A 13,295-nucleotide genomic window follows, 5' to 3' on the forward strand; every position below is an offset into this window, starting at 1 on the left:
CGGAAAGTTATGAAAAAGAATGTGTTGTTTTGGATGCCGGTACTGTTACTGTTGTTTGTAAACTGTACGACGGAGTCATTCGACTTCGGTGGGGAAGAAGGAATATTAGTCGAAGGTTCGGGAGGCGGAGGAAGCAGTCAGCCTAACCCGACAGTTCCCGAAGAATCGGGAGACTTACTGGGATTTACCATCGCTTTCGATGAAACTGACGAATCGACCTACGGAAGTATGTCGGAAACAGTTTCGGCGGATGAAGAAGATTTTATAGAAAACTCCGAATTTACGTCCATAGTGACCATTACCTACAACGGAACGACCGCGACGGTAAACAATAATGTTTCCGGCGTAGAAGTATCAGCCAATGGGGGACATGTGGTCGTAAACTCTTCGGTCAGTAAAGTAGAATACGTATTAAGTGGAACAACAACAAACGGCTCGTTCAAAGTATATAGCGAGAAGAAGTTCAAATTATCATTGTCAGGAGTATCTATTCTTAATCCAACAGGTGCCGCCATAAACATACAATCTTCCAAACGTGTGTTTGTAGTATGCGCGGACGGAACAACGAATATCCTGACAGACGGTTCTTCCTATACATCCGTCACCGAAGGCGAAGACATGAAAGCCTGCTTTTTTAGTGAAGGACAGCTTATCTTCAGCGGCAGCGGTTTGTTGACAGTCACCGGAAATTACAAACACGCCATCACGAGTGACGAATACGTACGTCTCCGTAGCGGATGCAATATCACAGTCGCTGCTGCCAAGAAAGACGGTATTCATACCAATGATGCCGTTATTATCGGTGGTGGAGTACTGAAAATATCTTCCACCGAAGATGCCATCCAGTGCGAAGACGGCGGAATCACTATGACAGGCGGCTTTGTAAAAGTCTCTACAACCGCTAACAAGGCACATGGACTGAAAGCTTATCTGGACGTAATAATCAGTGGTGGTGCTATTCAGGCACAAGTAGCGGGAGCCGCTTCAAAAGGAATCTCCTGTGACGGCAATCTCACCTTCTCGGGTGGAAAGCTGACAGCATTTACCTCGCAGACCGCACTTTATGAAGACAATGACTTAAGCTCGTGTGCCGGCATCAAATGTGACGGCAATATGCTTATCACAGGCGGTGAAATAGCCATCCAAAGTACAGGCGGAGCCGGCAAAGGAATAAACTGCGACGGTTCTCTCACCATCAATGACGGTACGGTGAAAGTCATTACTACTGGTACCCAATGCGTATATAACAGACTCGATTCATCCGCAAAAGGAATTAAAGCGGACGGCGCCCTGACAATCAACGGTGGAACAGTCCTGGTGAAAGCCACCGGCGGCGAAGGTAGTGAAGGCATCGAAAGTAAAAGCGTGCTGACTGTCAATAACGGTATGATTGCCGCCCTCTGCTATGACGACTGCATGAATGCAAGTAACAGCATTGTCATTAACGGCGGCACTATCTACTGTTACAGTTCCGGCAATGACGGCATCGACTCCAACGGCACTTTGACTATCACAGGCGGAGTAATCGTGTCATCCGGCACCACCTCTCCCGAAGAAGGATTCGATTGCGACCAAAATACCTTTAAGATAACCGGTGGTATCGTCTTGGGCATTGGTGGCGGAACGAGCACACCGACATCCAGCGTATGCACACAGCGAAGCGTTATCTATGGCGGTTCAGGCTCGAATGGCGAATACCTGAATATCCAGTCTGCCGACGGAACCAGTATTCTTACTTATCAGATTCCCCGCGCCTATTCACAAATGACAGTCTTGTTTAGTAGTCCGAATCTCACATCAGGCGGAAGTTACATCATCTCGAAAGGCGGAACAGTATCCGGTGGCTCCGAATTCTTCGGCTTATATACAGGAGCAACCTATTCCGGCGGCACGCAGGCGGCAACTTTCACAGCCAGCTCGATGGTGACACAAGTCGGCAGCACTTCCGGCGGCGGTCAACCTGGCGGCGGTGGACACGGTCCTGGCGGCGGAGGATGGTAAACAGCAGTTTACCGTCGAAATCCGTCCTTTGGTCGATTCTATTTGTGATAAAGTAGCATCAGTCCTACCTTTGTCCTGCTAACTTGGAACAATGAAGCATGAAAAGACTGCGTAAACAACAGTTGTTGGAACAGAGTATTTACGGAGCCATTTGGACCGTAATATTTCTTCTTCCGCTGATAGGTGGATACTTTGCCCTGAGCGGCGGACTCGAAAGAGAAGAAGTCCGCACGGTTATCCGTGACTCATGGCTGGGTATCCTTCCTTTCTTCGTACTTTTTTTGCTGAACAATTACGGACTGGTTCCCTATTTCCTTTTTAAGAAAAAATACTGGCAATATACTGTTTCATTGTTTTTACTGATAGTTGCCATGTGCTGGCTTGCTCCGTCTCCTTCCATGACACGCTTTCCGAAAGGCTTCCGGCGTGACGGTCTGCACCGCAACATGAAGGAGAATCCGAGAGACCAAATAATAAAGATGAGAGAAAAGAGCAGGGAGGAAGGCGAAGGGTACCGGGATGAGCCTAAACGTGAAAAGCCCCCTATGGGAATGGGAAAGCCTAAAGGCGGTCCCGATGCTTTTCCGAAGCCGGGTCCTTTCCCTTATCCGCCCTTTGGTATCCGTTATCTCATCCATTTTGCCATCGCCTTTCTGATGGTAGGGTTTAACATTGCCATCAAACTATTTTTCAAGTCTTTCCGCGACGAGGAAATGCTGAAGGAACTCGAACATCAACGCTTGCAGTCGGAACTGCAATATCTCAAATATCAAATCAACCCGCACTTCTTCATGAATACGCTTAATAATATTCATGCATTGGTGGATATTGATACGGGAAAAGCGAAAAGCACGATTGTGGAACTCTCCAAACTGATGCGTTATGTGCTCTATGAAGCGAGTAATAAAACCACCCTGCTTTCACGTGAAGTACAGTTCCTTGAGAACTATGTCGGCTTGATGAGCCTGCGCTATACCGACAAAGTATCTATCGAGATGCACTTCCCTGCCGAAGTGCCCAAAGTACAGATTCCCCCACTGCTCTTTATCTCTTTTGTAGAGAACGCCTTCAAGCATGGAGTCAGCTACCGGAACGAGTCTTTTATTCGCGTCCTCGTGCAGTTGGAAGAAGACAACCGCTTGTCTTTCCGTTGCACGAACAGCAATAACGGTTCGGCAGACGAACAGCATCACGGTATCGGACTCGAAAACGTCCGCAAACGCCTGCGGCTCCTGTTCGGCAATGACTATACGCTCTCCATTACCAATGAAGAACAACTATTTGATGTATTACTTATTATACCTTTATTATAATGAAATGTTTAGCAATAGATGACGAACCGTTGGCACTGACGCAATTATCGGATTATATCTCCCGTGTCCCTTTTTTGTCTTTAGTGAAGTCCTGCCAGGATGCATTCGAAGCAATGAAGGTATTATCCGAAGAAGAAGTGGATTTGATATTCGTGGACATTAATATGCCCGATCTGAATGGACTGGACTTTATCCGTTCATTGATTAGCCCGCCGCTTGTCATCTTCACCACCGCTTATTCCGAATATGCGGTAGAAGGCTTTAAACTGGATGCCGTAGACTATCTGCTGAAACCGTTCGAGTTCCAGGATTTACTGAAAGCGGCGGACAAAGCCCGTAAACAGTTTGAATACCGATTGTTGGAACAACAGGGCGAATTAGGAAATGCTTCGCAGATAAAAGGAGACTCACTGTTTGTGAAAAGCGACTATAAAGTCGTTCGTATCGACGTGAACAACATCCGCTATATTGAAGGCATGAGTGAATACGTACGTATCTTTGTAGAAGGGGAAGACAGGGCGATTATCACGCTTGCCAGTCTCCAAAAAATGGAAGAACGGCTTCCCACGCATTTCATGCGGGTCCACCGTTCTTATATTGTCAATCTTCGTAAGATTACCGAAGTTTCCCGTCTCCGTATTATCTTCGATAAGAATACCTACATTCCTGTCGGTGATAATTATAAGGAAAGATTTACGGAATACATCGGAAAACTGAGTCTGTCTTAATAAGCGCAACTGCACTTATTTAATACCCAACTTCTTCGCGATATCCTTAGGAAGCGCATCTTTGTGTACCAGGATATTCATAGTCTTGTAGGCTACGAATGCTTTGGAAGCATACCAGATACCATCGTATTTGCCCGCTTTACCCCAAGAGTTCTTCACCATGAAGTATTCCTTTCCGTTTTGGTCTTTAGCGATACCGTAGATTACCATTCCGTGGTCGTCAGTCGTTTCCCAGTTATCGAAAGCTGTTTGGCGCATTTCCTGAGTGATTTCCATTTCCTGGAACGGTTTGGTAGTCATTTCTTTCTGCTTGTCAGCAGCCGTCAGACCTGTCCAGCGAGCCATATCCGAACCGCTAAGTTCAGCGCCTTTTTTTGCATCCGGCATTACGGCAGTACCATTGCGGGTGAAACCTTGTTCGCTCACGTCGCTGCCCCATGCAAAAGTATAACCTTTCTTTACGGCATTGTCCATTACAGCCATCAGTTCCTCGATAGGCAGGTTGTAAGACAACCCATTGCGCCAGTTATCCTGAATCTCGATAGCGAATTGAGTATAGAACGGGTGATGATTGTAAGAAGTCAGTGATACATAGTCGTCACAGTTCAATCCCAATGACTCGGCAAAAGACTTCGGAGTATATTCTTTCCCTTTATAAGTGAAGTTTTCAGGGCATTTACCCAAATAAGTGTCATAGATAGCAGCCAGGCCGTTTTTCCATACCGGAGACAACTTGCTAAGTTTGCCCTTGGCGATAGCGTTGATATATCCGCCTGCTACGGCATCCAACTCGTTGTGTACCGGCAGCGTATCACCATACATGATACCCGGCATTACTTCCTGCGGAACGATACCGTAATTCTTGATGCAATACATTACATCGTAGAAACTTCCACCCGGCGAGAAAGAACTGTCACCGTGGTAGCGTACATAGTTCACTCCGCGGTCCTGCATCGTTTTGTGTACCACAAACATTTCAGCCAGGTCATATTCGCCTTTGCCTAAACGAAGCAGTTCTGATTCAACAAATCCGAGAGTGGAGAAACTCCAGCAAGTGCTCGAACGGTTCTGATTCTTGATAGAAGTAATCGGGTTTTCTTTCACTGTCGTGAAAACAAATCCCTCTTGGGGTTTTGCGTCTTGTGCTGTCATGCCCAGGCTGCATAAGCCCAGGGCAGCGATAAGGATACTTTTTTTCATTCTTATGACATTCATATTAAATTTGTTTTGGCTACAAATATAACGATTCCTCTTTTGAAAACCATCCATTTGGATTCAATTTGCATAAAAAAAGAATGAATATTACTGTATCCTGGCGCGATAGGTTCGTTCGGAGAAGGTGATATTGAGGAACAGAGACAGGCTGTTTTCGCGTTGCATACCGGCGGGTACCTTCATCTGTCCCTTGTATTTCAGCCCGATGGACAGTACATTATTATTGCGCAGACCCAAATTCAACCCCGTACTCATATAGTATTCAGTCGCCTTTTTCTTTTGGATGACAATGTAGGAATTGTTGATTCCCGTTCCCAGCAACAAGCTGACCGGATTGCGGTACACATTGCCTAAGGTATATCTTCCTCCCAGTGACAACCGGTGCTGATTCTCAAAACTGATATTGGATTGTGAAGATTGCATCCGGCTCCAGTCCACATACTTATAATCAATGGTTGCCATCCACCGCAAACTATTGTAAGAAACCCCTAACCCGAAGAATTGGGGAAGGCATTGCCGATAACGTTTCAGGTCTTTTGCAATATCATCCCCGCCCGAACTGCTGCTGACGTATAGACTGTTCTCCTGCTTGAAGTCCTGCGAATAACCATAGACGGCACCTGCAACGAAAGAACGGTCACGGTCGATTGCCCATTTATACTGCACGCCGAAATCTGCATAAAACGTATGTTTGTACGAACTCGTTTCTTCTGACGCGCTGCCCTGTGTTTCCGTCTGCGTAATAGTACCGGTGACGTAGGAGAGATTCGTACCGACAGAAAATCCTTTTCCGAAAAGATACGCCGTGCTGATACCCATTTTAGACAGCCCGCCTTCGCCTTGAAACAGGGAAGAAACGGTACTCCCGTTACTGCCCGCCACCTCTTCATCCAACGTGATGGCATATCCTACGCTACTCACGGGAGCCATAAAGATAGCCCCATACCATCGCGGAATAATCCGGCAACCGATACTCAGGTTATTCAGATTCCCCGTGACAGAACGGTTGTTTGCTCCCCGCTGCGAATAATTCTGATAGGACCCCATGATGCCGGCATCTATCTGAAACCGCTGTTCGCTTAGTTCCGTGAGTGAAGCCGGGTTGGCACTGTTCAGGAAATTATTACCCCGCAGAGCAATCCCCGCACCACCCAGTCCGGCATATTGTCCGCCTTCTCCGGTAGAGAGTTCGCCCAATCCGAACATGGAAGTGGGGGAGTTCGTTGTGTTTTGTGCCATCAATAAGTGAGCGGGAGTATAGAATGCCAAAAGGCAGAACAAAATCTTTTTCATTGTTGATAAGTTTTGTAGAGTATGATAAGTTTGGTGTTCTTTTTATTTGCCGTATGTTCCCCATCACCGAAGATAACACCTTGCAGGGTGGTGTAGAACAAGTTGTCGGGGAGAAATAACTGTAACTTCTGCCGGTTATAGCCGGTTGTTCCCAGGTTGCTTTGCAGAAAAGAGGTGATGTCGAAAGAATAATACGTCTCTTCGTAAGCCATCTCGTCAACCACCAGGTTGCCCGTTTGTACGGAGCTTCCGGTAAGGTCGGTGATGACGTCCTGTCTCACATTATCCTCATTGGACGTATAAAGAGTCAGACTTGCGGGGAGCGGGTACATTCCGTCATACGTCCCTTTCACCGGATAGAGTTGTAACGTGGCGCTTTCGATGGTCACGAGTTCGCTTTCTGCGCAGAGATTATTCAAATGCGGGAAGTCGATAGCGATATACATTCCTGTCATGCCTTGCAGATAACATTGATGTTCTGTCCGGGCGGTGGACAGGGCATTGTCGGCCCCGCTTTTAAGTCCCTCAATCGGAGTGCCGGTTCGGTCATATGATACCTTATTATATATAAGAGAACTGCTGGCATTGAATACAAGAGTCTTTTCCGTTGAGATTTCCGCCTGTTCATGGTAGTAGAGCGTAATACACAAACTGGAATCATTCACCTGGAATCCGTTGACACAGGCATCATTGTCGATGTCCGGAATAAAGGCGATACCCTTGAAGTAATCATGGAAGAGCTCCTGCGACTCCATTTGCCGCGCGTCTTGCTGCATCAGGTTAAACCACTCTTCCCCCCAGTCGTCGGGCAGGCGCACTTCCAGCTCTTTCGTCCTTTGTCCGGGAGTCGGCTTGAAACTGAAAGAGGTGAGGGGAGATGCTTCATACGATGTCCGGGTGGTACTGTATAGATACCCGTAGTCATCCAGTTGGATATTTTCCGTCAGGCGGTGCATATGGATACGTTGGGTACTCAGTGTATCTCCTAAATAATTGCCGGAAGAGTAAAGGCGGATGGTGATAGAATCGAATGTATATACCGTCTCGTCATTAAAGGAGAAAGAGGGTAATTCGTATTCGGCATAGAATGAGGCTGTAATAGTTCCCCATAATTCGTCTTTGCGATGTCCTATCTGACAAACGGTATCACCCGAAGTTGCCAGTGAATCACTAAGAATGGTACTGAGCGATACGGTACAACTATCTGTCTGTACATTCCGGAAAGAGCTTTCCACCCATTTCCCGCCTATTGCGGATGATTCGTCCAGGCAAGAGGAAAAAGAAAGAAATAGAAAGAGCGAAAAAAGTACTAAGATTGATTTCATGCAATACTAATGAAATTGGTTTTGTGACGGCAAAAGAAGACTTTTTGAACAGTCTCCCCAAAAACTATCGACTAAGTCTTGCTATTTGTCGACCTCAATTTCGTTGGTAGACAGAATGTATCTGTTTGTCGATAGTTTTTTTATCCGTGCCCGTTGCCCCCTACTTTTGCGGGTAATAAACGACATATTTAATGGATAAAAAAATGAATAAATTACTTTGCATGGTGGTCGTACTGCTCTCATTGGCGGCATGTACGGAGGATACGGAATATACGGCAGGTGTGTGGTATCGCCGTTCTGATTTTGATGGTGTGGCACGCAATGATGCTGCCGGGTTTACTATTGGCAACAAAGGATATATTTGCGGCGGATACCGGGGAAGCAACAAAGACCGCCTGAAAGATTGCTGGGAGTATGATATTGATAATGACTGGTGGACTCAATGCAAAGACATGAGTGAAGAAGCCATTGCCCGGAACGCGGCGACAGGCTTTGCCGTAGGGACGAAAGGATATATTGCCACCGGATACGACGCGAAGACCAGTTCGTTTCTGAAAGATTGCTGGCAATATGACCCGGCAACGAATGATTGGAAACAGATGGCGGACTTTCCCGGGGGAGGACGACGTTATGCACTTTCTTTCGGCATCGGGCAATACGGTTATTTGGGTACGGGTTACGATGATAACTATCAGAAGGATTTTTACCGCTTTGACCCTTCGGTGGGCGATAAGGGAGAATGGACTCTTATCAATGGCTTCGGCGGACAGAAGCGACAGGGCGGACAGGTTTTTATCATTGATGACATAGCCTATATCTGTGGTGGCGAGAATAATAATTCGGATGTCACGGACTTTTGGTGCTTTGACCCGTCGAATGCATCCAACCCCTGGAAACAACTGCGTGACATCAAAGATTCCAGTGATGAGGATTATGATGACGACTACACCTCTATCGCACGCTGCTATGGCTGTGCTTTTGTGATTGACGGTAAAGGATATCTGGCAGTAGGACAGGCTGCGGGCGGGAGCTTGCGCACCAACTACTGGATATACGACCCATCTACGGATTTGTGGGAAGGTGAAGACCTGACCAGTTTTGAAGGCAGCGCCCGTGCGAAAGCTGTTTGCTTTTCCACAGGAACACGGGGATTTATAACGACGGGTGGCAGTACTTCCTCATCTTACTATGACGACACCTGGGAGTTGAAACCTTATGAATATGAAGAAAAATAAGATAATAATAGGTATTGGATGCCTTATCCTGTTGCTCACCACCGGGTTTGTCTGCTATCGGAACACTGCTCCCGCAGACCGCTACCATTTGGAAGTGATGAAACTCGGAGAGAACGGATACGGTTATAAAATCTATGAGGGAGAACGTACGATTATTGTTCAGCCTTTCATTCCTGTCATCGCTGGAAAAAGAGCTTTCCGTGCAGAGAAGGATGCCCGGCGAGTAGGAAATTTAGTTCTTGAACGCATAGAAGCAGGAGATGAATTTACTATATCGAAGGGGGACTTGGAGCGCTTAGGGATTGTGTATTAGTGCCACTTCGTTGGCACTGTAATGCCACCGTATTGGCACGACTGTGCCATCGTGGTGGCACAGCTGTGTCAATACGATGGCACAAATTTAGTACTAAGGTGTGGATTACTCTCCCTTTTGAGGGTTAATTACATAATCTTCCTTGATGAACTCATCATACACACGTTTCGGATGGTCGAATTGTGCAGTTCCACTCTTTTGCTCATTGAAATTCTGACGGCGGAATTGCTTCAACTTCAGGTTATCTTCGGCATATTCCCTCAGTTTTTTAGGCTCATTTCCATAAAGCGAACTCTCGGTGACGTCCGAATTGAGCAATCCCTCTTTCGGGGTGATAGTCGGCAGGAGTACTTGTTCCAATAATCCACGATAGGCACCGTTGTATTCGCACCACACGATGTCGTTGGTTACGAATATACGATAAGCATACTTTGACCATGCGGTTTTGATTTCGATGGATGCAGCATAGATTTCAACGGTAGCTTCAGAACCATACGCCTGGTCACGAATCACAACGGTCGTCCGACCGCTAATTTCTTCCTTCACGGAAGTTTGCCATTTCTCGGAATGCATGATTTCCTCAATGATTTCCGGCAATCTTTCTTTAATCTCAAACTGTATTCTCATGGTGCTTGCCTGCGGGCAGGACTTATTTGTTTTTTTCCTACTTAAACAATAAAGCTAGCCTAAAGTTACATAGATTGAAGTAAAAAAACAAGGTTTTGTTTAAATATTTACTGTTTTTGCCAAACTATCTGCCTTTTTCGTTTGTTTTTATTATAATTATGCAACAAATAGTAGAAAGTTGAACTTATGCGGAATAGGGCTCGGAAGAATTATATCATCTATGTATTGATGTTACTCCTGTTTGGAGGGTTGATTTATGTTGCTATTGAAGAGGGCGACCGGTTTTCGCATCATGCGATAAATACGCTGAATGTGGTACAGGGCAACCCTTTCACGATGTTTCTCCAGTTCCTGCAAGACAATCTGCATCATCCGCTCACCACCTTACTTATTCAGATTATAGCCGTCCTGCTGATGGTACGGCTTTTCGGTTACCTGTTCAACCTTATCGGGCAACCGGGAGTGATTGGTGAAATCGTTGCCGGTATTGTTTTAGGTCCTTCCGTGCTCGGATTTTTCTTTCCTGATGCTTTCCACTTCCTCTTTCCCGCCCATTCACTCACCAATCTTGAATTGTTGAGCCAGGTAGGGCTGATACTCTTTATGTTTGTCATCGGTATGGAACTGGACTTCAGTGTGCTGAAGAATAAAATCAATGAAACGCTCGTCATTAGCCATGCCGGTATTTTAGTGCCTTTCTTCCTCGGTATCCTGTCTTCCTACTGGATTTACGAAACCTATGCCGCTTCCCAAACCCCGTTTCTGCCTTTTGCCCTGTTCATCGGTATATCCATGAGTATCACCGCCTTTCCCGTATTGGCACGTATCATTCAGGAGCGGAACATGACAAAATCCCCTTTAGGAACCCTTGCCATTGCTTCCGCTGCCAATGATGATGTAACAGCCTGGTGTCTGTTGGCGGTAGTGATTGCCATCTCCAAAGCGGGAAGTTTTGCGAGTGCGCTCTATTCGGTGGGGCTGGCGGTGGTCTATATCGCCATCATGTTCCTGGTAGTCCGACCGTTCCTCAAAAAAGTAGGAGAGGTGTACGCCAACCAGGAAGCAATCAATAAAACATTCGTAGCGTTCATCCTGCTGATTCTGATTATTTCATCCTGCATTACGGAGATTATCGGTATCCATGCCCTGTTCGGCGCTTTCATGGCGGGGGTGGTGATGCCGTCCAATATCGGTTTTCGCAAGGTGATGATGGAAAAGGTGGAAGACATCTCACTGGTGTTCTTCCTGCCTCTGTTCTTTGCCTTTACAGGATTGCGTACAGAAATCGGTTTGATAAACAGTCCGGAGTTGTGGCTCGTTTGTCTGTTGCTGGTGACGGTTGCCGTAGTCGGCAAACTGGGTGGCTGTGCCATTGCCGCCCGTTTGGTGGGGGAGTCGTGGAAAGACAGTCTGACCATAGGCACATTGATGAATACCCGCGGCTTGATGGAACTTGTCGCTTTGAATATCGGTTATGAAATGGGAGTTCTTCCGCCTTCCATTTTCGTAATTTTAGTCATAATGGCGCTAGTTACAACCTTTATGACTACTCCGCTACTACATTTAGTCGAACGTTTTTTTGTACATCGGGAAGAAAAGCTATCTTTGAAACGCAAATTGATATTTTACTTCGGCCGCCCGGAATCCGGGAGCAGTTTGCTTTCCATTTACGCTTTGCTGTTTGGAAAACAATTGAAGAAGAATCATTTGATTGCGGCGCACTATACAGTCGGTACGGACTTGAATCCGTTGAATGCGGCCCACTATGCCAGGGAGAGTTTCGTTCCTCTTAATCAGCGGGCGAAGGAACTGGACATACAAGTGGACAATCATTACCGGGTGACGGATAAACTGGTGCAGGAAATGATTCATTTTGTCCGTGACGAGCATCCCGATATGTTGCTTTTGGGAGCCGGAAGTCATTATCGTCCCGATATGACGGTGCCGGGTACTCCGGGGGCTATTTTATGGCTGACTCTGTTTCGCGACAAGATTGATGAAATCATGGAGCAGGTGAAGTGTCCTGTCGCTGTATTTGTGAATCGCCATTACCGGGAAGGGGCTTTAGTCAGTTTCGTATTGGGCGGCATGATTGATGTATTCATGCTTTCCTATTTGGAAATGATGTTGCAGAACGGACATTCCGTACGTCTCTTCGCTTTCGATACGGAGGATGAAGAATTCGGGCAACGGATTGACAATTTGCTGGCGCATTATCCCGGACAGGTCAATGTGAACTGGTTTAAGGGAACTGAAGAATTAGTAACCGATGAGAAAGACGGGCTGTTGATAATGAGCCACCTTTCTTATTCTAAATTATCCGAGGATGAAGCAGTGATGAAGGAACTTTCTTCCCTGTTAGTCATCCGCAGGAATAAAAGTAACGAAAAGAAATGAATAACTTACAAATCGACGAATCTACCGGATTAGTGTTGGAAGGCGGGGGAATGCGCGGCGTATTTACTTGCGGCGTACTCGATTATTTGATGGATTGCGACATTCGGTTCCCTTATGCGATAGGGGTATCCGCCGGAGCGTGCAACGGGCTTTCTTATGCTTCCCGCCAACGGGGACGTGCCAAATACAGCAATATCGACCTGCTGGAAAAGTACAATTATATCGGTCTGAAACATCTGCTCAAGAAACGCAATATCCTCGATTTCGATTTGTTGTTCAATGAATTCCCGGAACATATTCTTCCCTATGACTACGAAACATATTTTGCTTCGCCCGAACGTTTCGTCATGGTGACTACAAACTGCCTGACGGGAGAAGCCAACTATTTTGAAGAGAAGAAAGACAAGAACCGGGTGATTGATATTGTCCGTGCTTCCAGCAGTCTGCCTATTGTCTGTCCCATTGCTTATGTAGACGGAGTTCCGATGCTCGATGGGGGAATTGTGGACTCTATTCCTCTGTTGCGTGCCATTGCCGATGGCTATACGCGCAATCTCGTTGTGCTCACCCGCAACCGTGGTTACCGGAAAGATTCCAAGGATATTCGTGTCCCGTCATTCATCTATCGGAAGTATCCGAATTTGCGTGAAGCGTTGAGCCGGCGTTGTGCCTTATACAATGAACAGTTGGAAATGGTGGAGCGCATGGAAGACGAGGGAAAGATTGTCGTTATCCGTCCGTTGAAACCGGTAGCCGTAGACCGCATCGAGAAAGATGTGCAGAAGCTAACTGAGTTTTATCAGGAAGGATATGAGTGCGCAAGAGCTTTATTTGAAGGATAAAGGAAT

Annotated in this window: 11 protein-coding genes; 7 read left to right on the plus strand and 4 right to left on the minus strand. The window is 46.5% G+C overall.

Going from position 1 to position 13,295, the window contains the following annotated elements; all coding sequences use genetic code 11:
* Positions 1–9: 9 nt before the first annotated feature.
* From HC965_RS00360 to HC965_RS00370, 3 genes are all read left to right on the plus strand, one after another.
* The gene (locus HC965_RS00360; protein WP_191029560.1) at positions 10–2,001 is read left to right on the plus strand and encodes a carbohydrate-binding domain-containing protein; all 1,992 of its coding nucleotides are present in this window, start codon (positions 10–12) and stop codon (positions 1,999–2,001) included.
* A 98-nt stretch (positions 2,002–2,099) separates the two neighbouring features.
* Positions 2,100–3,314 carry a sensor histidine kinase gene (locus tag HC965_RS00365; protein WP_191029561.1) on the plus strand — a complete coding sequence of 405 codons (1,215 nt, stop codon included), beginning with the start codon at positions 2,100–2,102 and terminating at the stop codon, positions 3,312–3,314.
* Positions 3,314–4,042, plus strand: a complete 729-nt coding sequence (locus tag HC965_RS00370; RefSeq protein ID WP_191029562.1) for a LytTR family DNA-binding domain-containing protein — start codon at positions 3,314–3,316, stop codon at positions 4,040–4,042. The genes HC965_RS00365 and HC965_RS00370 overlap by 1 nt, the downstream gene beginning before the upstream one ends.
* Before the next feature lie 15 nt (positions 4,043–4,057).
* Here HC965_RS00370 and HC965_RS00375 read toward each other — a convergent pair whose 3' ends face one another.
* The 3 genes from HC965_RS00375 to HC965_RS00385 form a co-directional block, all read right to left on the minus strand.
* Positions 4,058–5,242: an aminopeptidase C gene (locus HC965_RS00375; RefSeq protein ID WP_191029563.1), complete on the minus strand. Its 1,185-nt coding sequence runs from the start codon at positions 5,240–5,242 to the stop codon at positions 4,058–4,060.
* Positions 5,243–5,344: 102 nt separating this feature from the next.
* Positions 5,345–6,550, minus strand: coding sequence for a hypothetical protein (locus HC965_RS00380; protein ID WP_191029564.1), 1,206 nt, complete (start codon positions 6,548–6,550; stop codon positions 5,345–5,347).
* Positions 6,547–7,875 carry a DUF4270 family protein gene (locus HC965_RS00385; protein ID WP_191029565.1) on the minus strand — a complete coding sequence of 443 codons (1,329 nt, stop codon included), beginning with the start codon at positions 7,873–7,875 and terminating at the stop codon, positions 6,547–6,549. Before HC965_RS00385 ends, HC965_RS00380 begins: the two co-directional genes overlap by 4 nt.
* A gap of 191 nt (positions 7,876–8,066) precedes the next feature.
* Here HC965_RS00385 and HC965_RS00390 point away from each other — a divergent pair, with 191 nt between their 5' ends.
* Together HC965_RS00390 and HC965_RS00395 are read left to right on the plus strand one after the other, a co-directional pair.
* Positions 8,067–9,110, plus strand: a complete 1,044-nt coding sequence (locus HC965_RS00390; RefSeq protein ID WP_191029566.1) for a kelch repeat-containing protein — start codon at positions 8,067–8,069, stop codon at positions 9,108–9,110.
* Positions 9,097–9,423 (plus strand): DUF4907 domain-containing protein, encoded by a 327-nt coding sequence (locus HC965_RS00395; RefSeq protein ID WP_223854620.1) that lies wholly within the window; start codon positions 9,097–9,099, stop codon positions 9,421–9,423. The genes HC965_RS00390 and HC965_RS00395 overlap by 14 nt, the downstream gene beginning before the upstream one ends.
* A 105-nt stretch (positions 9,424–9,528) precedes the next feature.
* Here the strand turns inward: HC965_RS00395 and HC965_RS00400 are convergent, their stop codons facing one another.
* A complete protein-coding gene (locus HC965_RS00400) occupies positions 9,529–10,050 on the minus strand; it encodes a hypothetical protein (protein WP_191029568.1) in 522 nt (173 codons plus the stop codon).
* Positions 10,051–10,236: 186 nt separating this feature from the next.
* Between HC965_RS00400 and HC965_RS00405 the strand changes: the two genes are divergently transcribed.
* Positions 10,237–12,447: a cation:proton antiporter gene (locus HC965_RS00405; protein ID WP_191029569.1), complete on the plus strand. Its 2,211-nt coding sequence runs from the start codon at positions 10,237–10,239 to the stop codon at positions 12,445–12,447.
* Complete coding sequence (locus HC965_RS00410) at positions 12,444–13,289, plus strand: patatin family protein (RefSeq protein WP_191029570.1); 846 nt, start codon at positions 12,444–12,446, stop codon at positions 13,287–13,289. Before HC965_RS00405 ends, HC965_RS00410 begins: the two co-directional genes overlap by 4 nt.
* The last annotated feature ends 6 nt before the right edge of the window (positions 13,290–13,295 follow it).

The sequence above is a fragment of the Bacteroides sp. GM023 genome, assembly GCF_014750685.1.
Lineage (GTDB): Bacteria > Bacteroidota > Bacteroidia > Bacteroidales > Bacteroidaceae > Bacteroides.

Coding starts and splice junctions, on each gene's coding strand:
- HC965_RS00360 (WP_191029560.1), top strand. CDS start 10: ATGAAAAAGAATGTGTTGTTTTGGATGCCGGTACTGTTACTGTTGTTT.
- HC965_RS00365 (WP_191029561.1), top strand. CDS start 2,100: ATGAAAAGACTGCGTAAACAACAGTTGTTGGAACAGAGTATTTACGGA.
- HC965_RS00370 (WP_191029562.1), top strand. CDS start 3,314: ATGAAATGTTTAGCAATAGATGACGAACCGTTGGCACTGACGCAATTA.
- HC965_RS00375 (WP_191029563.1), bottom strand. CDS start 5,242: ATGAAAAAAAGTATCCTTATCGCTGCCCTGGGCTTATGCAGCCTGGGC.
- HC965_RS00380 (WP_191029564.1), bottom strand. CDS start 6,550: ATGAAAAAGATTTTGTTCTGCCTTTTGGCATTCTATACTCCCGCTCAC.
- HC965_RS00385 (WP_191029565.1), bottom strand. CDS start 7,875: ATGAAATCAATCTTAGTACTTTTTTCGCTCTTTCTATTTCTTTCTTTT.
- HC965_RS00390 (WP_191029566.1), top strand. CDS start 8,067: ATGGATAAAAAAATGAATAAATTACTTTGCATGGTGGTCGTACTGCTC.
- HC965_RS00395 (WP_223854620.1), top strand. CDS start 9,097: ATGAAGAAAAATAAGATAATAATAGGTATTGGATGCCTTATCCTGTTG.
- HC965_RS00400 (WP_191029568.1), bottom strand. CDS start 10,050: ATGAGAATACAGTTTGAGATTAAAGAAAGATTGCCGGAAATCATTGAG.
- HC965_RS00405 (WP_191029569.1), top strand. CDS start 10,237: ATGCGGAATAGGGCTCGGAAGAATTATATCATCTATGTATTGATGTTA.
- HC965_RS00410 (WP_191029570.1), top strand. CDS start 12,444: ATGAATAACTTACAAATCGACGAATCTACCGGATTAGTGTTGGAAGGC.